General features: G+C 30.0%; 20 protein-coding genes and 3 tRNA genes. 9 read left to right on the forward strand and 14 right to left on the reverse strand.

The window, feature by feature from the left end; all coding sequences use genetic code 11:
* From G6N05_RS01300 to G6N05_RS01320, 5 genes are all read right to left on the reverse strand, one after another.
* Positions 1-1,461, reverse strand: coding sequence for a phytoene desaturase family protein (locus G6N05_RS01300; RefSeq protein ID WP_166124762.1), 1,461 nt, complete (start codon positions 1,459-1,461; stop codon positions 1-3).
* Between the two features lie 34 nt (positions 1,462-1,495).
* A complete protein-coding gene (locus G6N05_RS01305; protein WP_166124763.1) occupies positions 1,496-2,395 on the reverse strand; it encodes a MerR family transcriptional regulator in 900 nt (299 codons plus the stop codon).
* 93 nt (positions 2,396-2,488) lie between these two features.
* A tRNA-Leu gene (locus G6N05_RS01310) sits at positions 2,489-2,570 on the reverse strand.
* A gap of 43 nt (positions 2,571-2,613) precedes the next feature.
* Positions 2,614-2,686, reverse strand: a tRNA-Lys gene (locus G6N05_RS01315).
* 42 nt (positions 2,687-2,728) lie between these two features.
* Positions 2,729-2,801 (reverse strand) — tRNA-Lys (locus G6N05_RS01320).
* A 201-nt stretch (positions 2,802-3,002) separates the two neighbouring features.
* Here G6N05_RS01320 and G6N05_RS01325 point away from each other — a divergent pair.
* Positions 3,003-3,518, forward strand: coding sequence for a shikimate kinase (locus tag G6N05_RS01325; RefSeq protein WP_205729722.1), 516 nt, complete (start codon positions 3,003-3,005; stop codon positions 3,516-3,518).
* On the opposite strand, the gene G6N05_RS01330 is transcribed toward G6N05_RS01325, so the two are convergent.
* Genes G6N05_RS01330 through G6N05_RS01340 form a run of 3 tightly spaced genes read right to left on the reverse strand, consistent with a single transcriptional unit; the run spans position 3,510 to position 4,959 of the window.
* Positions 3,510-4,004, reverse strand: coding sequence for a phosphoribosyltransferase family protein (locus G6N05_RS01330; protein WP_166124764.1), 495 nt, complete (start codon positions 4,002-4,004; stop codon positions 3,510-3,512). The two genes, G6N05_RS01325 and G6N05_RS01330, sit on opposite strands and share 9 nt — an antisense overlap.
* Before the next feature lie 3 nt (positions 4,005-4,007).
* Entirely contained in the window at positions 4,008-4,589 is a 582-nt protein-coding gene (locus tag G6N05_RS01335; RefSeq protein WP_166124765.1) for a class I SAM-dependent methyltransferase, read from the reverse strand.
* A complete protein-coding gene (locus G6N05_RS01340; RefSeq protein WP_166124766.1) occupies positions 4,573-4,959 on the reverse strand; it encodes an RNA-binding S4 domain-containing protein in 387 nt (128 codons plus the stop codon). Before G6N05_RS01340 ends, G6N05_RS01335 begins: the two co-directional genes overlap by 17 nt.
* Before the next feature lie 86 nt (positions 4,960-5,045).
* On the opposite strand from G6N05_RS01340, the gene G6N05_RS01345 reads away from it, so the two are divergent.
* The 7 genes from G6N05_RS01345 to G6N05_RS01375 all read left to right on the forward strand — a co-directional run bounded on the left by G6N05_RS01345 (position 5,046) and on the right by G6N05_RS01375 (position 14,801).
* Entirely contained in the window at positions 5,046-5,972 is a 927-nt protein-coding gene (locus G6N05_RS01345; protein WP_166124767.1) for a hypothetical protein, read from the forward strand.
* Between the two features lie 77 nt (positions 5,973-6,049).
* Complete coding sequence (locus tag G6N05_RS01350; protein WP_166124768.1) at positions 6,050-6,865, forward strand: 2,3,4,5-tetrahydropyridine-2,6-dicarboxylate N-succinyltransferase; 816 nt, start codon at positions 6,050-6,052, stop codon at positions 6,863-6,865.
* Positions 6,865-7,986, forward strand: a complete 1,122-nt coding sequence (locus G6N05_RS01355) for a glycosyltransferase family 4 protein (RefSeq protein ID WP_166124769.1) — start codon at positions 6,865-6,867, stop codon at positions 7,984-7,986. The genes G6N05_RS01350 and G6N05_RS01355 overlap by 1 nt, the downstream gene beginning before the upstream one ends.
* Before the next feature lie 187 nt (positions 7,987-8,173).
* The gene (locus G6N05_RS01360) at positions 8,174-12,487 is read left to right on the forward strand and encodes a T9SS type A sorting domain-containing protein (protein ID WP_166124770.1); all 4,314 of its coding nucleotides are present in this window, start codon (positions 8,174-8,176) and stop codon (positions 12,485-12,487) included.
* A 63-nt stretch (positions 12,488-12,550) separates the two neighbouring features.
* The gene (locus tag G6N05_RS01365; RefSeq protein ID WP_166124771.1) at positions 12,551-13,171 is read left to right on the forward strand and encodes a T9SS type A sorting domain-containing protein; all 621 of its coding nucleotides are present in this window, start codon (positions 12,551-12,553) and stop codon (positions 13,169-13,171) included.
* A 33-nt stretch (positions 13,172-13,204) separates the two neighbouring features.
* Positions 13,205-13,702, forward strand: a complete 498-nt coding sequence (locus G6N05_RS01370; RefSeq protein WP_166124772.1) for a hypothetical protein — start codon at positions 13,205-13,207, stop codon at positions 13,700-13,702.
* A 739-nt stretch (positions 13,703-14,441) separates the two neighbouring features.
* Positions 14,442-14,801, forward strand: coding sequence for a transcriptional regulator (locus G6N05_RS01375; RefSeq protein WP_166124773.1), 360 nt, complete (start codon positions 14,442-14,444; stop codon positions 14,799-14,801).
* A 22-nt stretch (positions 14,802-14,823) separates the two neighbouring features.
* Here G6N05_RS01375 and G6N05_RS01380 read toward each other — a convergent pair whose 3' ends face one another.
* From G6N05_RS01380 to G6N05_RS01405, 6 genes are read right to left on the reverse strand one after another with little or no spacing between them, the layout of a single operon-like run.
* On the reverse strand, positions 14,824-15,573 hold the full coding sequence (locus G6N05_RS01380) for a glycosyltransferase family 2 protein (RefSeq protein ID WP_166124774.1): 750 nt from the start codon (positions 15,571-15,573) through the stop codon (positions 14,824-14,826).
* Positions 15,563-16,393 (reverse strand): glycosyltransferase family 2 protein, encoded by an 831-nt coding sequence (locus G6N05_RS01385; protein WP_166124775.1) that lies wholly within the window; start codon positions 16,391-16,393, stop codon positions 15,563-15,565. Before G6N05_RS01385 ends, G6N05_RS01380 begins: the two co-directional genes overlap by 11 nt.
* Positions 16,394-16,399: 6 nt before the next feature.
* Positions 16,400-17,182, reverse strand: a complete 783-nt coding sequence (locus G6N05_RS01390; protein ID WP_166124776.1) for a polysaccharide deacetylase family protein — start codon at positions 17,180-17,182, stop codon at positions 16,400-16,402.
* On the reverse strand, positions 17,179-18,114 hold the full coding sequence (locus G6N05_RS01395; RefSeq protein ID WP_166124777.1) for a glycosyltransferase family 2 protein: 936 nt from the start codon (positions 18,112-18,114) through the stop codon (positions 17,179-17,181). The genes G6N05_RS01390 and G6N05_RS01395 overlap by 4 nt, the downstream gene beginning before the upstream one ends.
* Positions 18,107-19,255, reverse strand: coding sequence for a glycosyltransferase family 87 protein (locus tag G6N05_RS01400; RefSeq protein WP_166124778.1), 1,149 nt, complete (start codon positions 19,253-19,255; stop codon positions 18,107-18,109). Before G6N05_RS01400 ends, G6N05_RS01395 begins: the two co-directional genes overlap by 8 nt.
* Positions 19,256-19,257: 2 nt before the next feature.
* Positions 19,258-19,983, reverse strand: coding sequence for a lipopolysaccharide kinase InaA family protein (locus G6N05_RS01405; RefSeq protein WP_166124779.1), 726 nt, complete (start codon positions 19,981-19,983; stop codon positions 19,258-19,260).
* Positions 19,984-20,092: 109 nt separating this feature from the next.
* Here G6N05_RS01405 and G6N05_RS01410 point away from each other — a divergent pair, with 109 nt between their 5' ends.
* Entirely contained in the window at positions 20,093-21,022 is a 930-nt protein-coding gene (locus G6N05_RS01410) for an exostosin domain-containing protein (RefSeq protein ID WP_166124780.1), read from the forward strand.
* Positions 21,023-21,024 lie beyond the last annotated feature (2 nt).

Raw genomic sequence — 21,024 nt, forward strand, 5'->3', positions numbered from 1 at the left:
TTATTGATATTTTTGTATTAATTGTGCGACTAATTTCCCTGATATTAATGCTGGTGGAACTCCCGGTCCCGGAACAGTTAATTGCCCCGTGAAATATAAATTTTTAACTTTTTTGCTTTTCAAATTCGGACGTAAAACAGCAGTTTGTAACAATGTATTTGCCATTCCGTATGCGTTTCCTTTATATGAATTGTATTCGGATTTAAAATCGTTGACACAAAATGATTTCTTAAAGATAATGCTTTTACGAATGTCTTGTTTAGTGATGGCTTCAAATCTTGAAATTATTTTTTCAAAGTAAATTTCTCTAAGTGCTTCATTGTCTTCTAAATCGGGCGCAATTGGCACTAAAAAGAAGCCGTTTTCGCAACCTTCTGGCGCTGTATGTTTATTTGTTATTGATGTGAAGTTAGCATAAAACAAAGGCTCTTCTGGCCATTTTGGATTGTCGTAAATATCTACAGCATGTTTGTCGAAATCAGAATCGAAAAATAAATTATGATGACAAACGTTTTTTAGCTTTTTATCAAACCCAACATAAAATAATAGGGAAGAAGGCGCGAACGTTTTTTTGTCCCAATACGTTTCAGAATATTGTCTGTTTTCTTTTGGTAATAAGGTTTCGGTATGATGATAATCAGCTCCTGAAAGTACTACATCTGATTTTAGAATTTCGTTATTTATTTTAATTCCGACAGCTTTATTGTTTTCTACGATAATTTCCTTAATGTTTGAATTGGTATGATAAGTAACTCCTAATTCGGTTCCTAATTTTATCATGGACTGAATTACATCAAAAAAACCATTTTTGGGTTGCCAAGTGCCTAATCCGAAATCGGCATAATTCATAAAGTTATAAAAAGAAGGTGTATCTGAAGGTTTCGCACCTAAAAACAAGACAGGGAATTCTAAAATTTGTTGTAAGTTTTTATTTTTTATTTTTTTTCGAACATCTCTTTTAATATTGGAAAAAAACTGATCTAATTTTAAGGCAGTTTGTGGAGTTATTAATTCTAAAATACTTTCACCTGGTCTGTAAACCAAATCTTTTATAGCAATTTCGTAATTACTTTTTGCGTTAGAAATGAATTTTTCTAATTGTTTTCCACTGCCTTTTTCTATTTTCTCGAAGTCGGAAATAATCGTACTTAAATCATCTGAAACATCAAAATGTTCGTTATTTTCAAAGAACACTCTATATCCTGGTGATAATTTTTCTAAACCATAATAATCTGATGGTTTTTTATCGAAATCGGCAAAAAAACGTTCAAAAACATCTGGCATCCAATACCAAGAAGGCCCCATATCAAACGTAAATCCTTTTTCAGTAAACTGTCTGGCACGACCGCCTAAACTATTGTTTTTTTCAAACACAGCTACTTTATTACCTTCTTTAGCTAAATAGCAAGCTGCTGCTAAAGATGAAAATCCAGAACCTATTATTTGTATTGTTTTGGGCATATATATATAATTACGGTTTAAATCTAAAATTGGTTTATAATATGTCTAGAAAATCTTTGATATTTTCAATTGATTTAATTCTATTTGGTAATTTTTCGTTATTTATTGTTTGTGCTTTTCTTCCAAAAATTAATAATTCATTATTGTTATCTTTTAATATCGTGTTTTTGAATTCATTTATGTAGTTTTCAATTTCATCTTCACCGGGTTCAACAGTTAAATAAGTAATATATGTAATCTTATTGAAGTGAAAATTTAATTCGATTAAATTTTCAATTGGTAAACTCCTTCCTAAGTAAACAGAATGGTGTCCTTTCGTTATAATTTCATGATGTAAAAACAAAAGTCCTAAATCGTGTATTTCGTTGAAAGGTAAGTATAATATGTAGGTTTTGTCTGATATATCTTTTTGTAAAATTTGATATTTCTCTATTTCAATTAATATTTTTTGTTTTATTAAATGAGAAATAAAATGTTCATGTGCAGGAGTAATTGTATTTGTTGTCCATAAAATTCCAATCTCTTCAAGTAGTGGAATAAAAGTTTCAAAGAATACGGTACTAAAATCTTTTTTGCTAAGTAATTCATTATAAGTTTTTACGAAAAGCGACTGATCAAAATTTAGCATTGCCATTTTGAATTGACTTAATACGTGATTATTAACTGTTTTATCAGTTTGGATTTTTAGTACAAATTTTTCAATTTCTTCTTGATCTAGTTTAGAAATTTTTGAAATTTTATATCCAAAATTGGTTAACAATACTACATTTAGAAGTTTTTGTAAGTTTTTAATATCGTAAAGTCTAATATTCGTGTCAGTTCGCATTGGTCCAAGTAAATCATACCTCTTTTCCCAAATACGAATAGTGTGGGCTTTAATGCCTGAAAGGTTTTCTAAGTCCTTAATACTGAATGTAGATTTTATATTGTTCATCTTTTGCTTAAAAAGTTTAAACAAAAATACATAAAAATTATTAAGAAGTACTATAAAATGAAAAAAATCCTGCATTAGCAAGATTTTTGTTTGTGACCAAAATGGGATTCGAACCCATACGCCTTACAGCACCACCCCCTCAAGATGGCGAGTCTACCAATTCCTCCACATGGCCTTAAATAAAAAAAGAAGCTAAACAATTGCTTAGCTTCTTTTTGTGACCCCGCTGGGATTCGAACCCAGGACCCCTACATTAAAAGTGTAATGCTCTACCAGCTGAGCTACAGAGTCGTAGCAATGAAGTTGTAATTTTTATGTTTTGAATATTTTTAGTGACCCCGCTGGGATTCGAACCCAGGACCCCTACATTAAAAGTGTAATGCTCTACCAGCTGAGCTACAGAGTCTAAAACTATTCCTTCATTGCGGGTGCAAATATAGGACGATTTATTTATTTTGCAATAGCTTTTGTATAATATTTTAATGTTTTTTTTGAAATAATTTATAACCCCTTAATTTATAAGTATTTGTTGTTTTTCGAATTTAAATAAAAATTAAAGTTTCATTAAATTATTATACATTTATACCTTTAAAAGTGCAGAAGTATTATGAAAATTATTCTAGTTGGATACATGACATCCGGAAAATCTACGATTGGAAAGCTACTTTCTGAGTCGTTACATATTCCTTTTTACGATTTAGACCATTTAATTGAAACGAATTTGAATTTAACAATTGATGAGATTTTCGAACAAAAAGGAGAATTGTTTTTCAGAAAAAAGGAAAAAGAAATTTTAATGGAATTTCTAAACACAACTGAAAATTATGTTTTAGCATTGGGTGGAGGAACGCCTTGTTATTATGATAATTTTGAATTGTATCAATCGGAAAGTATTCATTCTGTATACTTAAAAGCTTCTGTAGACACGATATTGAAACGTTTACATGCTCAGAAAGCATCAAGACCATTAGTGTCTCGTTTTAATGAAGAAGAGCTTCAGGAGTTTGTTGCGAAGCATTTGTTTGAGCGTAGTTATTTCTATCATCAAGTAAAAACAATTGTTTCTATTGATGACAAAAAGGAATTGGAAATTGTTAAAGAAATAGTTTCTAAACTAACTTAAATATACGTAAGAATTATTCTCTTCAAAAACCACTTGAACGTGTTCTTGCAAAGAAGTAGATAATGACAAGCCTTTGAAATCTGCTTTTACAGGATATTTTTTATGATTTCTGTCAATTAATACTGCTGTTTTAAATTTGTTTAAAGGTACATTTAAAAAGTGCTTAATTGCATAAATTAAAGTTCCACCAGAATTTAAAACATCGTCAACTAAAACTAAGTTTTTATTGGCGTATTCGTCAGAATTTAAAGAAGTTGTAATGGGGTCTGACGGATTTTGTTTATTAATATTAACTTCACAAATAGTAATTTTGATATCGCTAATCGTTTCTAATTGCTTGGCAATTTTCTGTGCGAATATGAATCCGCTATTTGAAATTCCTGCAATTACTAATTCAGAATCGTTAGCAAACGTTTCATAAATTTGATAAGCAATGCGTTTTGTTTTGTGTTCTATTTCGGTGTGAGTTAAAATAATGTGTTGCATGGTTTATTTTTTTTCAAATGTAAAAAACAATTCTTTATTAGCACGAGGTTTTATCGAATTATATGCAGGTTCTAATGTTTTAATTCTAAATTTTTCAGAAAACAAATTTATATATTCTTCATAACTTCCTCCAAATGGCGGTCCAACTTCCGTTAGCGGAAAATTAAATAATAAACCTGCTATTTTTCCTTTTTCAGATATTAGATTATGCATTTTTGAAACATAATTTTCTCTAAGATTCGGATTTAAAGCACAAAAGAAAGTTTGTTCGATAATTAAATCATAAGTTTCTGTATGATTAAAAAAATCATCCTGGATTAAATGCTTTTCTAAGGCTTTGTTTCTCTTTATTATAGCATCAATTGGTTGTTGCGCATAATCGATTACAAAAACATTGTGAAAACCATTTTCTATTAAATAATCTAGTTCATAAGCATTTCCAGCTCCAGGAATCAGAATTTTAATGTCTTTGTTTTCCAATTGGTCAATATATTCTTTTAAAGGTGTTGAAATATGTCCAATATCCCAAATCGCATCATTGTTTTCGTATCTGTTTTCCCAGTATTCTTTATTCAGTGTCGTCATCACTATCATTTTCAGTATAATCAGATATATCTCTTCTGTCTTTCTTAGTGGGTCTTCCTTCACCTTTAGCTCTATAATGTTCTTTAGAAAGTTTTATCATTTCTAAATGTTCAAAAGATTCTGGTGGAGTTTCGTCTTTTCTGTATAAATCTACTAATTTGGCAGCTACTCTACTTGGTGGAATATCCAAAATCTTAACAATATAGTTAATTTGATCTCTTCTTAAGGTAATTTTGTCCAAAGGAAAAACATCTCTAGACGCTTTTGCTTTTACATTATTCACCGAAACATGCCCTTTTTTAATGGCTTCAGCCGCTAGACCTCTTGTTTTATAGTATCTAATACACCATAAATATTTATCAATTCGCATAAAATTCAAAAATCAGTGTTAATATTTGTACAAAAATAAATGAAAATCGTATCTTGCGGGCACTTTTTAAATTAAAATATTACAAAATGAAATTATCATTAAGATTATTACTTTTATTACCATTTATATTTGTTATGGTTGGATGTCCGGGAGATGATTCTCCAGAAGAGGTACAAGTTAGACCTTATTCTGAAGTTTATGCTGAAGATATAGGTGATATTGAAGATTTTATGGATACTCACTTCATCACTGTTGATGCAGATTATAATGTTACTTTTACTAAAATTACAGGAAGTACTCCAGGAGCACCAATTTCTGGTCGCCCTGATTTATATTTTAAAACAATTTCTAAAGATGGTGTAGATTATAAATTATATTTTATTAAATTAAGAGAAGGATTAGGTAACAACGATTCGGATCCAAATAATGACAATCCAACAAAACTGGATTCAATTTATGCATCTTACAAAGGATATAAAACCGATTTAACTAGTTTTGATGAAGCATCTACACCAGATTGGTTACAATTGGATCAAGTAATTCAAGGATGGAAAGAAATTTTTCCACTATTTAAAACAGGTGCATCAGTAACAGATAATTCAACTGGAATAACTACTTTTAGTGATTTCGGAGCTGGGATAATGTTCATACCATCTGGTTTAGCTTATTTCAACATTAGTTCTACATCAATTCCAAGTTATACTCCAATTATATTTAATTTTAAATTGATGAAGTTGCGATATAAAGATCATGATGGTGATAAAATTCTTTCGAAAGATGAGTATTTAGGAACTGGTTTGGTTTCAGGTACAGCCATTGATTCTGATGGAGATGGAAAACCTAATTATGGAGATTTTGATGATGATAATGATGGAAAATTAACAAAAGAAGAAATAAAAAAACCTATAATTACTCCAGGTGTTCATCCAGGTTGGTATGATTTTGCAAGCATTCCAGTTTGCTCTCCAGGAGGAAATGGTAAACCTAGACATTTAGATTCTTCATGTAAATAACACAAAATCCTGCTAAAAGCAGGATTTTTTTATTTGTAATACTAATTGGAAACTTTATCTTTGTTAAAAAAATAAACATGACAAATTTACAATCTATTATAGAAACAGCATGGGATAATCGTGCATTGTTACAAGAAGAAACTACTCAAAATGCCATTAGAGAAGTTGTTGATTTATTAGATAACGGAACGCTTAGAGTAGCGGAACCAGTTGCTAATGGTTGGCAAGTGAATGAATGGGTGAAGAAAGCAGTAGTCATGTATTTCCCAATTCAGAAAATGGAAACTTTAGAAGCGGGTATTTTTGAATACCACGATAAAATTCCATTGAAACGTAACTTTGCTGAAAGAGGAATTAGAGTCGTTCCAAATGCTGTTGCACGTCACGGAGCATATATTTCATCAGGTGTAATTTTAATGCCTTCTTATGTAAATATAGGTGCATACGTTGATGAAGGAACTATGGTAGATACTTGGGCAACTGTTGGTAGTTGTGCGCAAATTGGTAAACACGTACATTTAAGTGGTGGAGTAGGAATTGGTGGTGTTTTAGAACCATTGCAAGCTGCTCCAGTAATTATTGAAGACGGAGCTTTTATCGGTTCTCGTTGTATCGTTGTTGAAGGAGTAAGAGTTGAAAAAGAAGCGGTTTTAGGAGCCAATGTTTGCTTAACCGCTTCTACAAAAATTATTGATGTAACTGGAAGTGAACCAATTGAATATAAAGGTGTTGTGCCTTCTCGTTCAGTAGTTATTCCAGGAACATACACTAAAAAATTTCCAGCAGGTGATTTCCAAGTGCCTTGTGCTTTAATCATTGGACAAAGAAAAGCATCTACAGATTTAAAAACGTCTTTAAATGACGCTTTAAGAGAATATAACGTAGCCGTATAATGAATATTGGGTTTGAAGCAAAAAGAGTTTTTCATAATAAAACGGGATTAGGTAATTATAGTCGAGATTTAGTTCGAGTTTTAGCTACTTATTTTCCAGAGCATCATTATTTTTTATACAATCCAAAAAAGTATAAAAAAACTCTTTTTGTTTCAAATAATACGAACGTTTTTGAGAAAAATCCTATATCTAAATTCAATCAAAAATTTAAGAATTTATGGCGTCAAAAAACGGTTGTAAAAGATTTGGTAAAAGACAATGTTACTATTTATCACGGGCTTTCAGGTGAATTGCCTTCAGGTTTAGAAAAAAAAGCAATTAAATCAGTAGTAACTATTCACGATTTAATTTTCGTTCGTTATCCTAATTTATATTCTTTTTTCGATAGAAAAATTCATTTTTATAAGTTTAAAAAAGCAGCTGAAAGAGCCGATTTAGTGATTGCCATTAGCGAACAAACTAAGAAAGATATTATGACTTATTTGCATATTGATGCGAATAAAATTAGAGTGGTGTATCAAGGTTGTCAAGATGTTTTCAAAAGAGAATATTCGGATTCTGAAAAACAATTAGTTACTCAAAAATTCAATTTGCCTGAAACTTTTGTTTTAAATGTTGGGACAATTGAAGAACGAAAAAACGCTTTAACGATTGTAAAAGCCATTAAAAACTTAGAGGTTCATTTGGTTTTAATCGGAAAACAAACCGATTATACTGAAAAAATTCATCAATATATTTCAGAAAATAAGTTAGAAAAACGAGTTCATTTTTTAAAAGGTTTAACTAGCGAAGAATTGGCAATTACCTATCAATTGGCTTCCGTTTTTGTTTATCCTTCTATATTTGAAGGTTTTGGAATTCCGATAATTGAAGCATTGTATTCTAAAACGCCAGTAATTACTAATAAAACAGGAGTTTTTTCTGAAGCTGCTGGACCAAATTCTTTATACATCGAACCTTTTGATGTTGAGGATTTGTCAACAAAAATAAGAAAAGTCTTAAGTGATATTTCACTGTCAACAAAAATGAAAGAGGAAGGTTTAAAATTTGCACAACAATTTAATGATGATGTAATTGCTACAAATATTATGAATTGTTACCAGCAAGTTCTTTCAGTTTAGCATATTTTAAATAATTGCAAAAACATAAACTGCTTATAAAAAGCATAAATGTTTAACAAGTATTTATCCTTTTTTTTTGTTTTTTAATCAAATTATATTTTTATATTCGCATAGTAACCAACAAACTAAGCTATGACAAAAACAAACAAACAAACAAACAAACAAGTATACTCTCTTTTTTTTAATAATGTTGTGTTTTTTCAAAGGCTATTCGCAACAATATGAAATTAATCTTTCGCCAGAGGGAAAATTAGAAACAGTGTATGACAATCGTGGAAATCTATTAAAACTTAAGGACATTTTAATAGATGCACCTAAAGAGATAGGTTATTTAAAAACTACTAATGTAACTTGTTCAACTACTTCTTATTTTAATTTATATTTTGAACCTGGTTGTGGTATGGATGACACTTCAAACCCTACACACAATGCTCGTCGAGCAGTAATATGCAAAGTATTTGAAGATATATCTAATTTTATAACTTCTCCACTTTCAACTACTGGCAATAAAGTTAATATTTGGGTTAGAAATATAGCAAATGAAAGTGCTCAAGTTGGCACATTAGGATTGGCTTCTTCTTTTTATATTCCATATTCTAACAATACAAATACAGTTGGTGGTATTTTAGATGGTGAAATTTGGAAAACAATTCATTTGGGAGTAGATTCTTACACCAACGTTTTAAATGGTACAAACCTTTTTTATCATGGTAAAGTTGCTTTTAATTTTAATGACTCTAGTATAAATTGGAACACAAACTTATCTATCAATTCGCCTAGCAATTTATATGATTTATACACTGTTATACTTCACGAAGTTGTTCATTCTTTAGGTTTTGGCAGTTTCATAAATCAAAATGGTGCATCAATTGACCCATCACCTTATTACAGCAGATACGACACTTTTTTAAGAACAAATTCCAACATTCCATTGCTAACTATTGGAAGTTGTAGTATGTATGATATTAGTTTTAATTCCGCTGTTTCACCAAATGCATTAAGACCTGGTTGTACATTACCAAATAATATAAATAACGGGGTACTAAACAACACCACTTGTAATGATGCTATAAAATATGTAGGGTCTTCAACAGTACCAGTTTATACTCCAACTTGCTTTGAGCAAGGAAGTAGCTTAAGTCATTTTGAAGATATGCTGTTTCCTACTTGTACTAATCCGAATGGAAACGATAATTACTTTGTTTTAAGTAATGTAAATATAGTAGGAAAAACCAAACGTTATTTAAAACCCGAAGAACGGAATGTACTTTGTGATATTGGCTATAATGTGAAAACAACTTTTGGTGTAAGTTCAACAATTGGAGGATTTTACAATTATGGAGGAACAGCTTGTGCAGGTATAAACGTGGCAGGATTAAATGATGGAATAAATAGTAATGGAGATTACACTTTTGTAGGAAACGCAAATACCAACATAGTAATTAGTGGAGCAACTATTCTAAATAATGATATAAGTGTTACTGGTTTTGAATGTTTGCAAGATATTAGTGCTGTTTCAACTTTGTCTGCAACAAGTGGCACTTCCTCAACATCAATAAATTTTAGTAGTGCAACTACTGGTCTACATATATTACGGTATGTTCCAATAAACGGTACTAAAAGAGGTAATATTACATATATATATTTATACATTCGCGTTCCTTCTAGTACTGGTGGATGTAGTCCAACAGCAAGTGCGTGCAATTTGGTAATGAATGGGGATTTTGAACAGTTTTCTGCTCAAATTATAGTAACAGACATAAGAAAATCTTGTGGCTGGGACTCTGTTTTTCAATCAGTAATTAGTAGTAGTGCAAGTGGAATTTTTTTGTCTTCTACTACAACTCATTCAGGCTTTGGAGTACCCTGTAATTGGCTAGGAAATCAATCAAGTAATAATAATGTTGGTAACAACTACGCTGGTATATTTGTTTCTACTGGTATTGGTGGAAAGCAACATATTTATACAACTTTAAATACTCCTTTACAAGCAAATACAAATTATCAATTAAGTTTTGATGTATCATTAGCAGATGGTTTTAGTCATTGGGCTAGTAATTTACAAGCTTTTTTACATAGATCAAATACCACTCCCCCATCAATTTTAGCATACAATTCTAATGGTGATGTAAGTATTGTTAATAATGCAACAGATACTACAACACAATTAATTTCTCCTACAGTTACAAGAAACACAAATGGTTGGGATACAATTTCATTTAATTTTACAACAACAACTGGTGGAGAACAATTTTTATATTTAGGTTTATTAAATAATGCTACACTTGTTTCAAATACACCAGCTACAACTGGAATAGGGGGATGTAATTATCAATCAACAGGAGCAAATGCTTTTGGTAATAGATTAATAAGTTACTACATAGATAATGTATCCTTAATACCAACCAATGGGGCTAAATTTGATTTACCAGCTTCAATTTGTAGTACTCAAACGTTAACCAATTTAACTACTTATTTGTCTAGTGCAGCTAACAATGGTGTTTTCTCAGGCACAGGGGTTACAAATACTAATGGTGTGTATGCTTTTAATGCCACAATTGTGGGTGTTGGTGTAGCAACCATTGGTTATACTTTTACAAACGCTAGCGGATGTAGTGTAACGTTGTATGATACAATAAACGTTACTACAACGGCTACAAATTCTAATACTGTTGATGCAGTAAATGACAATTTAACCATTTTCCCAATTGATAGTAATACAGGAGGTACAACACCAAGTGTTTATGTAAATGACTTGTATAATAATTCTAGCACAAGCACAGCCTCCTTACAAAATGTAACATTTTCATTAATTTCACCAATATCAATTTTAGGCGCTACAATAAATAATTATGGTCATATTTTTATACCACCAGGCACTTTTCCTGGCACTTATACACTTAATTATAATTTAGCTTCAGTTGGTAATTGTAGCATTTCAGCGTCTGATACAGCGTCAGTTCAAATAAAAGTAAGTACTTCAATTACTCCACAAATTGTTGCAGGTATACGTACTAATGGCCCAGTTTGGCGCATTGTACAACAAAATACGGGTAAAATTCTTATTACAGGAAATTTTAGCACTTATAACAATATATATGTGCCTATGATTGCAAGATTAAATACAAATTTAACATTAGATACTACTTTTCAAACAATTGCACCTTTTCAAGTTCCAAAAGATATAGCTGTCCAAACGGATAATAAAATATTATTAGCAGCAAATTATAATCAAAGTGGGGTGTTTGTTGATAAATTTGTAAGATTATTACCCGATGGTAATTTTGACATTCCTTTTAATGCTAATGTTGTAGTTGCAAAACATCCTTTAGAAAACGGATATACTTTACATGCTATTGCTGTACAAACCGATGGTAAAATACTTTTAGGTGGTATGTTTTATTATTATAATGGTGCTATTAGAAATTCAATAGTAAGAATAAATTCAGATGGTACGTTGGATACAAGTTTTATTCCTATCGAATTAAACAACTCCAATGGATATAAAAGAAATATTGTTCGTAAAATAACAATACAACCAGATGGAAAAATTTTATTATTAGGCTATTTTAGTTTTAGTAATGGTGTTCAATCAATTGAAAAACAATTAATAAGATTAAATGCAAACGGATCTTTAGACACTACATTTTTGCAAGGTAGCTTTTGGGATGTTAATATACCACATTATGGTGCTTTTAATGCAAATAATTTAGAAGGATTTACAAAAACATTAGTTCAGCCAGATGGGAAAATTATTTTAGTAGGACCATTTAGTATATATAATGGCAATAGTACTATTAAAAAAATTACAAGGTTGTTACCAAATGGTACTATTGACACATCTTTTACAAATAATGCAATAAATACATTACAAAATAATTTGCAGGCAGCTGTTGTAGATGTAATTTTAGAACCTGTAACAAACAAATTAATTATTTGTGGCTATTTTTCTAAATATGGAAGTACTAATGTAAATAAACTAATCCGATTAAATACAAACGGGCAATTAGACCCAACTTTTAGTATAGGAACAGGTATAACAAATAGTATACCTTATTCAGGTAATCTAATGTATGATAGTTATATTGGAGTATTAAAACAACAACCAGATGGAAAAATAATAGTAGGCGGAAATTTCACAACTTTTAATGGATTGTCAGCTACAAATATTACCAGAATTTATGGTTCTGCTGGCGTGCAAGCTAGGTCTAGTACACAAGTTTTTTATAGCGAACCTGAAATTGATACTAACCCAAATTATAATAGCATTTTGCTATATCCTAACCCTAGCAATGGTATTTTTAATATAGACCTAACGCAAGAAACTGAAACCTACAACACTGTTTCAATTTTTAATATTTTAGGCGAAAAAGTAGTTGTATCAACACTTATTGCAAAAGAAAATAATACCATAAATCTTTCACATTTGCCAAATGGGTGTTATTTTGCAAAATTGGATAATCAAACTCAAACAGTTACTTTAAAACTAATAAAAAACTAATAACTAAACTAAATCCATTGTCAAAGTTTTACATTTGACAATGGATTTCTAATATTTAAAATTATGAAAAAAATAACTTTACTTGTTTTGTTCAGCGTTATAATAGGTAATGCACAATGTCCAGTTCCATCAAATTTAACCCTTTCAATTCCATATCCCACTGCCGCTCAATTATCTTGGACTGAAAACGGAACCGCAACAGCCTGGGAAGTTACAGTAGTTCCTGATTTTTATGTGGGAGCTCCGTTGCCAACTGATTCTTATTATGTAACAAGTAGTAATCCATTTATATTTGTGAATTTTCCACCAACAGGATGTAATGTTTTTTTTGTTAGGTCTCGTTGTTCTCCAACTGATGCTAGTTCTTGGGTTGCTCTTGGGTCTTTAGGATGTTCAACAAATGTTTATAGTTATCTTGCTACACTATCTAATAATAGTTTCTCATTAAATTTAGATAATAACGAGCTACAAATTTTCCCTAATCCATCTAAAGATATTTTAAATATTAATTTAACAAACAAAAACGCAACATCAATTAGTATTTATAATAGTTTGGGGCAGTTAGTACTGTCTGTCATACAACCAAAAAGCACCCTAAATGTTTCGGAATTGAAAACAGGTACGTATTTTATGAAAGTAAATTTTGAAAATGAAACAAAAACGGTTACTTTTATTAAGGAGTAAGTCGAAAGTCGAAATTTTTAATTTTTTATTTATATGTCAAATTTATCAAACAACAGATTGAGTGTTGTGGCTACGGCTGCACAAATTGCGGCTGTAAAAGCAGCTTTGCAAACCATTGGTACTAATTTACCTTTTTTAACAGGCTTAACAGTTGAGGAGCGTATTGCATTACCTGCAATAAACATCAACAACAAAGTATTTACTGAAGACGCCATTAATGCGGCAGTGAACAACACAGGGCTAATTCCGTCTTATGTATCGGTGCCAAATATGCAAAACGATTTACTGTTGTTTTCGCAATTAGATGAGTTAGTGGTTTTGGTAAAGCAGTTGCTTGAAAAACTAGAAGACACGCAATTGCTGGCAGGTAGCGAAGCCTATACTTCTGCTTTGGCTACATACAAGTTATTTGGTTCGGCAGCAGATGCAGGAGTGCCAGGTGCTGATGCTATTTATAATCAGTTGAAAACTCGTTTTGCAGTCAATGCTTCAGGAAGAACCACACCAACAGAACCTGTACAGCCTAGTTAGTATTTGATTTTTGTTTTTTATAACCGCTTTTATGGCGGTTTTTTTTATGCTTTTTTTTTGCCACTGATTTCACGGATTTCACGGATTGTTTTGTGATTGTTTTGTGGTTTTTGCCACGGATTTCACAGATTTCACGGATTGTTTTGTGGTTGTTTTGTGGTTTTTGCCACGGATTTCACAGATTTCACGGATTGTTTTGTGGTTGTTTTGTGGTTTTTGCCACGGATTTCACGGATTTCACGGATTGTTTTGTGGTTGTTTTGTGGTTGTTTTGTGGTTGTTTTGTGGTTGTTTTGTGGTTTTTGCCACGGATTTCACAGATTTCACAGATTGTTTTGTGGTTGTTTTGTGGTTTTTGCCACGGATTTCATAGATTTCACGGATTGTTTTGTGGTTGTTTTGTGGTTGTTTTGTGGTTGTTTTGTGGTTGTTGCCACGGATTTCACGGATTTTTTAGCTTTATGTTTATGTATGTCAGTATAATACTTACTTTATGATTGTATATGCTTTTTTTATTTAGCATTTATTATAATAATATAATGATAATGCTTATATATATAAGCATTAATCATAAAATTATAATGATAAAGATGAACTATTTAAGGAAAATGCTAATTACTATAACTAATAAACTTACTGTTTTTATGATGTTGCTTACAATAGTGAGTAACATGTTTACTAAAATACATTTTGTGTTTGTTGAGGTATTGTTTTTTTTGTATTTTTGAAATAAAAAAAGATGAATCTCTCGAAAAAATTTACGGTAGTACAAAAAGGAGATAACCCTGCGTTAGGAAATTTTGTACATTATTATTTGCATACCAATCATATTGCAAGTAGTAAAGTTTGTAGTGGATTAAACGTTTCTAAACAAACTTTTAATAGATATTTAAAACAAAATTCGTTTCAGTTTACTATTTTGTGGAGAATGAGCCAAATTGTAAACTATAATTTTTTAATGGATTTAGGCGAATGGTTAAACATTCCTTATGAAACCAAAGCAGAAAAAGCTTTAAAAGCTGAATTGGAGCAAAAAAATGTACTTCTTGAAAAAAAGCAATTGGAAATTGATTTGTTAAAAGAAATGTTTTCTAAGTAGTTGTGAAAGACAGGGTGATGGATTATTTTTTACCAGCAAGTTCTTTCAGTTTAGCATATTTTAAGTAATTGCAAAACGCTGAAAACATACTCCAAGTAAAACCAGCATAACCATTCATAAAATTTCTTTGGAATAAGTAATATCGAATAAAATCAAAAGGAAATTTAATAACTAGTTTAAAAAGCGAACTTTTTTTATTTTTCTCGTGTAATAATTCACCGCTTAAAAGAGCATATTTTATTTGTTTTTGAATAGCAGTTGCGATATCAAAAACAGTATAATGTAACATTTCGTTTTTTAAATGCCCTGTTTTTCCTTGTATTTCTATGGTTTCGTGAACTATATTCGGTGTGAAACCACCAAAATTTTTATTCAACAAACGTAAAATTGGACGTTTGTTTTCTGCACCATAAGTAAAGACTTTGTTTAAGAAAACGTGCGTTCTCGGAATCGTATAAGCATTATAATCTGATGAGAAATCCAAATTACTAATTTCTGTAATTAAAGCTTCTGAAAGTACTTCATCAGCATCTAATGAAAGCGTCCAACCGTTTTTTGTTTGATCTAAAGCAAATTGTTTTTGCAATCCAAAATTATCAAATTTTCTATAAATTACTTTCGCACCAAACGATTCGCAAATGGCTACTGTATTGTCAGTACTGCCTGAATCCACAACAATAATTTCATCAAAAGAACCAAGCTTTTCTAAGCATTTTCCAATGATTTTTTCTTCATTGAAGGTGATAATAAATACAGAAATTTTAGTCTTCATGGTTCAAATATTTTGATAAACCATTTTTTATGGTAGTTACATTATTTTGCTTGTTGAATTTTCTTATGTAGTTGTTGTTTAGCCAATTATCTTTTGTAGCATAACTTCTATCATGGTTTAAATGCAAACAAATAGCACTATATCTTATTTGCTTACTTTTAATTTTATTGTTGAATAAACGTTCGCCAATTTCTCTATCTAAACCACCATATTTCATTTCTTCATTAAAGCCATTAACAGCAATTAAATCGTCTTTAAAGCACGAAGTATTGTGTCCGTTAAAAGTTTTTTTGGTTGGCGTTATCCAATTCATAAATTGGGCAAATAATGAATTTTGTGTCAATTTTGAAAGTTTAAAATTCAATTTTAATCCATTGCTAAGCAACCATTTTATTTGAAAACAACTCTGGTTTTTAATACTATTTGTATCTATAGAATTTGATACCACATCATTTAGTTTAAAATATCCACCAGATAAAAAGTATCCTTTTTTCTTGTTTTTTAAGTGGGTTGCGATAAAATCATGACGAGGAATACAATCTCCATCAGAAAAAAGAATGTAGGAAGAAGAAGCTTTTGCAATAGCTTTATTTAAAATTTTAGTTTTTTGAAAGCCATTGTCTTCTTGCCAAACATGTACAATTGAATGTTTAAATTCAGAAGAAAATGAATCTAAAAGTTCTTTTGTTTTTGATGTAGAACCATCATCTGCAATTATAAGTTCAAAATCGGTAAACGATTGTACAGCATAACCCCACAAAACTTTTTCTAACCAAGTTTCAGAGTTGTATGTAGTAATTATTACAGAAATTGTACTCAAACAGTATTATTTTAAATTCTTATGAACCAAAAATTCTTTGAAAGTCCCAAATATATATTTTTTTTCCTTCATAGATTGGATAAATTGGTTTAATCTTTCTGTCATTTTATCGCCAGAGTTTTTACTTACATACATTGGAAAATTATACGCTTCTTTGTCATTAAGTTGCGTAAATTCCCACGGATGGAAATAAATATTTAAATAGCTGTCTTTTTTATAAGTGATTTTTGATAAGAAAATATAAATCGACATAGGTAAATTATGAAACGACAACCAGAATAGTGGAAAACGCACAATCGGACTTACAGAAGCCGGAATTTGCCAAACATTATGTAAATTGAAATACGTTCTAGGTTTATCAAAATGATTATATCTTCCTGGCAAATAAGTAGGATTTATAGATGAATTGTATTTATAACCAGCTTTCTCAATTTCACGTTCATCAACTGGATACATTCTTGGCATACGAAATCCTATAACTTCACTTCCAGAAAGTTCTTCTAACGCATCTTTTGATTCTTTTAAATGCTCCACTTTGAAATTACTGTGATAATAGGTATGCGAAGCTAATTCGTGACCTTCATCAATAATTCGTTTTATCAAATCTGGCACTTCTTTAGCAAAAACTACTGTTGAAAAGAATGTCGCTTTTATTTGATGTTTTTTTAAAATATCTAAAATTGTAGTCGTACCAAATCTAGAAACTTCTATTTGTTTTTCAAATGAAATGTCTTTATTATACTCAAAAGGCATGTCAAATTCTTCAATATCGAAACTTAGTAAAATCATTTGTAATTGGTATTGCTTATTAAATAATTTGGTCTTCCTTTAGATTGCATAAATAATTTACCAATATACACACCAATAATCCCTAAAACGACAAGGTTTAATCCGCCGAAAAACACAACTGTTGTAATTACTGACGCCCAACCTGAAATTACATGACCGTAATAAATGCTATATATCACATATCCAATGTAAAAGATAAATGCCAAAACGGATAAACTAATACCTAAAATAATGGCCATGGAAAGCGGTTTTGTACTAAAAGAAGTAATTCCTTGAATCGCGAAACGCATCATTTTTCCAAAAGTATATTTACTTTTTCCTGAAAAACGTTCGTTAGGTTCATAATTAACGGCAAATTGTTTAAAACCAACCCAATTAATTATACCTCTAATAAATAATTCGTTTTCACTGAAATCTGAAAATACTTGCGCTACTTTTTTGTCGATTAGTCTGAAATCTGCCGTTCCAGGTTCAAATTTTATGTCGGAAAGTTTATTCATTAAACCATAAAACATATTCGAACTTTTATTTTTAAAGTAAGATAGTTTTTTGTCTTCTTCTCTAATGGTATAAACGACTTCATAACCTTCTTCCCATTTTTGAATTAATTTGGGAATAATTTTTGGAGGATGTTGCATGTCTCCATCCATAGAAATAATGGCATCAGCATCGTTTTTAACTAAATCAATTCCCGCTTTTAAAGCATTTTGGTGACCAAAATTTCGAGATAATTCAACATAAAAGATATTGTCATGCAATTTTGCTTTTTCTTTTAAAATAGCAATTGTTTCGTCACTTGAACCATCATCAACAAAAACAAATTTAAAATCGTAACTCAAATTTGAAACCGTTTCGTTTAATGCATTTACTAAAACATCAATATTTGTGGCTTCATTGTATGATGGGATAACTATAGCTATAGATTTACGCATTTTCAGAAGGTTTTTTAAGTGTCATCAGTTCATAAATAATTTGAAACCAGATTAAAATACAAGGTAAGGCTTTTAAAGCATATGGTTTCACATAGGTTTCTCTTAAAAACTTCGGAATTAAATCTGATGGTGAAAAACTCGTTAAAATCATGGCAAAAATAAATAAAAACCAAGTCCATTTTGTTTTTTCTTCTTGAATAACAAACCAAATGGCAACACCTGCAAAAGCAATGATATAAGTTGGACTTTCAGATCCTGAACTAAATATTACCGTAAAAATTAATACAGAAGACAACAATAATAATTGAAATTTTTTGTTCGAAAACATATTGAATCTTAAATACGGTAATCCAAAAAGAAGAATTCCAGGTATTAAAAATAAGAGATTCGAAAGATGTGGCATATTTAAAATTTTTCTAAACATTCCCATTATAGAAATGTCTTGCATAGAAGTTAATGAAGCGTTTTCATTATTTTTTTCAACTAATCGAGCAAACCATTCCGAATAACTATTTATGATGAAATTTGGAGATGAAATGGCCATCGGTAACACAAAAAACACAACCGACCAAATGGCTAATGACCCTATAAATTTAAGTTTGTTTTTCGAAAAGAAGAAAAAAGCTAAACCTACAATTCCATATAATTTTATAAATGTTCCTAAAATAATTAAACAAGCCGACCAGAAATCTTTCTCTTTTTCAATTAAAACATAAGACAAAATGATAATACTTGTCATTATCGGATTGAATTGTTGACCTAAAATGGCGGTCAAAAACTCGTGAGCACAAATCCAAAGGATTAAATTGATTTTGTTAGCTTCTAACTTAATCTGACTAATCGCATAAACCAAAACCACAGCGTTAAAAACACACCATAAAACCATTCCAACGGCATCAGGTAAAATGGCAAAAGGCGCAATAAACAAACTGAAAATTGGTCCATAATGATTGTGATCAAAATACAAATCGGGATAAGTGGCGTATAATGATTTTTGCTCTAAAGTGTGATAAAACACATTTTTAAAGATAAGATAATTGTTATGGTTTCCTCTTAAATATTGTTTTATAGCTGAAACAAGAGCTAATAAAACCCAAATAGAAATAATTACTTTCCTGTTATTAAATATCTTTGAAATCATAATTATTTGAATTTTAAATATTTTTTCAACTTTTTCTTATTATCAAATTTTTTGAAAAATTCTGATGAATGTTTGTGTAGCAATTCAAAAACTTCTTGTTCAGGAAGGTTTGCAACTCTAGCATATTCTTTACTAATTATTTCAATAAAAGGTAATCCTGGAGTTATTCTGCAAATGTTTTTCATTCTATCAGAAATATCCATTTTTTTGGTGTGAAACTTCATTCTGTTTAAATCAACCAAATAAAATTCGAAATTAGTTTCGTCAATTTTTTTTATCAAAGTATTTCCTGGCGAATGATCTAAAAATTCAATTCCATTTTCGTGCATTTTAAAGCAAAATTGAGCAAATTGTTTTAAAATAGGTTCTGATATTTTTAGTGGTAATGGAAATAAATCTTTAAAAATATAGTCGGCTTCTAAATGTTCACAAATGTAATAACTGTCTAAAAGTTGAAAACTATTTTGATTTTCTAAATAACCAATAGGATTAGGAGTTCCAATGCCTTTTGATAGTAAATGTTTTGCATGTAAATAGGATCTTTTAGCTTTTGAAGGTCTAAAAAATTTATATATAAATCCAGTAAAAAAAGCAGGTGTTTTAAACGTTTTAATGCTTAAAACTTTACCATTATAGTTCAATAGTTTAATGCTGTTTCTAGTTCCAACAATAAAATCTGTACTGCTTTTTTTGGCAAGGTTTATTATTTCTTGAGTTTTTAAATCCATTTTTATCATAATGTGATACAAAACTATTAAACTTTAATTGATTTTGGAGTAAATTAATAATATTATTATGCACTATAATATTTATATTTGCATATAATATTTACATTAAATGGAGGAAAATAAGCTTAAATTTTTTTTTGAAGGAGGAAGTATTGCGAAAGAAACAATATGTGAGAATTTCAATTATACAGAATCTTCTATTGAAAATTGTGATATTTTAGTAAGTTCAAAATTTGAAGTTGGACTTTACAACACTAAAGAAATTCAGAAAAGAATCAACTCCTATAAAAAACGAAACAAAATTGTATTGATTTTTTTAGTTTCTGATAATTCCAAAGCGTTTAAAATTCCAAATAATGTTATTTTATACAGAACGTCATTGTATAAAAGCAAAATAAATAAAAACGAAATTTTATTACCTTATATTTGGGAATGTTACGATAAACCTGAAGCTCCATTACCTAAAACATCTAAGCCAAAAGTTGGTTTTTGCGGAAATGTTGAAAAAAATATTGGAAAAAGGTTGTCAACCATAAAAGCAATGGATAAAAATAAAGGTATTGAAACCGATTTTATTTTAAGAAAAGGCTTTTGGGCAGGAAAACCAAACGATGAACAATTAAAGAATGACTACATACAAAATTTAATTAATTCTCATTTTACAATTTGTAATAGAGGTAGAGGAAACTTTGCTATTCGGTTTTATCAAGCTTTATCTTTAGGGAGAATTCCAGTTTTAATTGATTCAGATATGGTTTTTCCGTTTGAAGATATAATCAATTGGGATGATGTAATTATTAAAGCAAAAAACGAAACAGAATTGGCGGAGAAAATTGTTCTTTGGTGGCAAAATAAAAGTGATTTAGATGTTATAAATGCACAATTAAAGTGTAGAGAAATTTATGATAACTATTTAACGGCAGCATCTTACTCTAAAATATTAGAAAAAGAATTGGTTCATAAAATCAATAATTTTGATGTAAATCAGCAAGTTAAAGATGGTTTTTTTCAAACCTTTTTGAATAAGATATTTAAATAATT

Origin of the sequence: Flavobacterium bernardetii, assembly GCF_011305415.1 — a bacterium.
Taxonomy (GTDB): domain Bacteria; phylum Bacteroidota; class Bacteroidia; order Flavobacteriales; family Flavobacteriaceae; genus Flavobacterium; species Flavobacterium bernardetii.

What these genes read in the sequence shown, in the direction of transcription:
- G6N05_RS01300 (WP_166124762.1), bottom strand. Translation starts at nt 1,461, where the DNA reads ATGCCCAAAACAATACAAATAATAGGTTCTGGATTTTCATCTTTAGCA.
- G6N05_RS01305 (WP_166124763.1), bottom strand. Translation starts at nt 2,395, where the DNA reads ATGAACAATATAAAATCTACATTCAGTATTAAGGACTTAGAAAACCTT.
- G6N05_RS01325 (WP_205729722.1), top strand. Translation starts at nt 3,003, where the DNA reads ATGAAAATTATTCTAGTTGGATACATGACATCCGGAAAATCTACGATT.
- G6N05_RS01330 (WP_166124764.1), bottom strand. Translation starts at nt 4,004, where the DNA reads ATGCAACACATTATTTTAACTCACACCGAAATAGAACACAAAACAAAA.
- G6N05_RS01335 (WP_166124765.1), bottom strand. Translation starts at nt 4,589, where the DNA reads ATGACGACACTGAATAAAGAATACTGGGAAAACAGATACGAAAACAAT.
- G6N05_RS01340 (WP_166124766.1), bottom strand. Translation starts at nt 4,959, where the DNA reads ATGCGAATTGATAAATATTTATGGTGTATTAGATACTATAAAACAAGA.
- G6N05_RS01345 (WP_166124767.1), top strand. Translation starts at nt 5,046, where the DNA reads ATGAAATTATCATTAAGATTATTACTTTTATTACCATTTATATTTGTT.
- G6N05_RS01350 (WP_166124768.1), top strand. Translation starts at nt 6,050, where the DNA reads ATGACAAATTTACAATCTATTATAGAAACAGCATGGGATAATCGTGCA.
- G6N05_RS01355 (WP_166124769.1), top strand. Translation starts at nt 6,865, where the DNA reads ATGAATATTGGGTTTGAAGCAAAAAGAGTTTTTCATAATAAAACGGGA.
- G6N05_RS01360 (WP_166124770.1), top strand. Translation starts at nt 8,174, where the DNA reads ATGTTGTGTTTTTTCAAAGGCTATTCGCAACAATATGAAATTAATCTT.
- G6N05_RS01365 (WP_166124771.1), top strand. Translation starts at nt 12,551, where the DNA reads ATGAAAAAAATAACTTTACTTGTTTTGTTCAGCGTTATAATAGGTAAT.
- G6N05_RS01370 (WP_166124772.1), top strand. Translation starts at nt 13,205, where the DNA reads ATGTCAAATTTATCAAACAACAGATTGAGTGTTGTGGCTACGGCTGCA.
- G6N05_RS01375 (WP_166124773.1), top strand. Translation starts at nt 14,442, where the DNA reads ATGAATCTCTCGAAAAAATTTACGGTAGTACAAAAAGGAGATAACCCT.
- G6N05_RS01380 (WP_166124774.1), bottom strand. Translation starts at nt 15,573, where the DNA reads ATGAAGACTAAAATTTCTGTATTTATTATCACCTTCAATGAAGAAAAA.
- G6N05_RS01390 (WP_166124776.1), bottom strand. Translation starts at nt 17,182, where the DNA reads ATGATTTTACTAAGTTTCGATATTGAAGAATTTGACATGCCTTTTGAG.
- G6N05_RS01395 (WP_166124777.1), bottom strand. Translation starts at nt 18,114, where the DNA reads ATGCGTAAATCTATAGCTATAGTTATCCCATCATACAATGAAGCCACA.
- G6N05_RS01400 (WP_166124778.1), bottom strand. Translation starts at nt 19,255, where the DNA reads ATGATTTCAAAGATATTTAATAACAGGAAAGTAATTATTTCTATTTGG.
- G6N05_RS01405 (WP_166124779.1), bottom strand. Translation starts at nt 19,983, where the DNA reads ATGGATTTAAAAACTCAAGAAATAATAAACCTTGCCAAAAAAAGCAGT.
- G6N05_RS01410 (WP_166124780.1), top strand. Translation starts at nt 20,093, where the DNA reads ATGGAGGAAAATAAGCTTAAATTTTTTTTTGAAGGAGGAAGTATTGCG.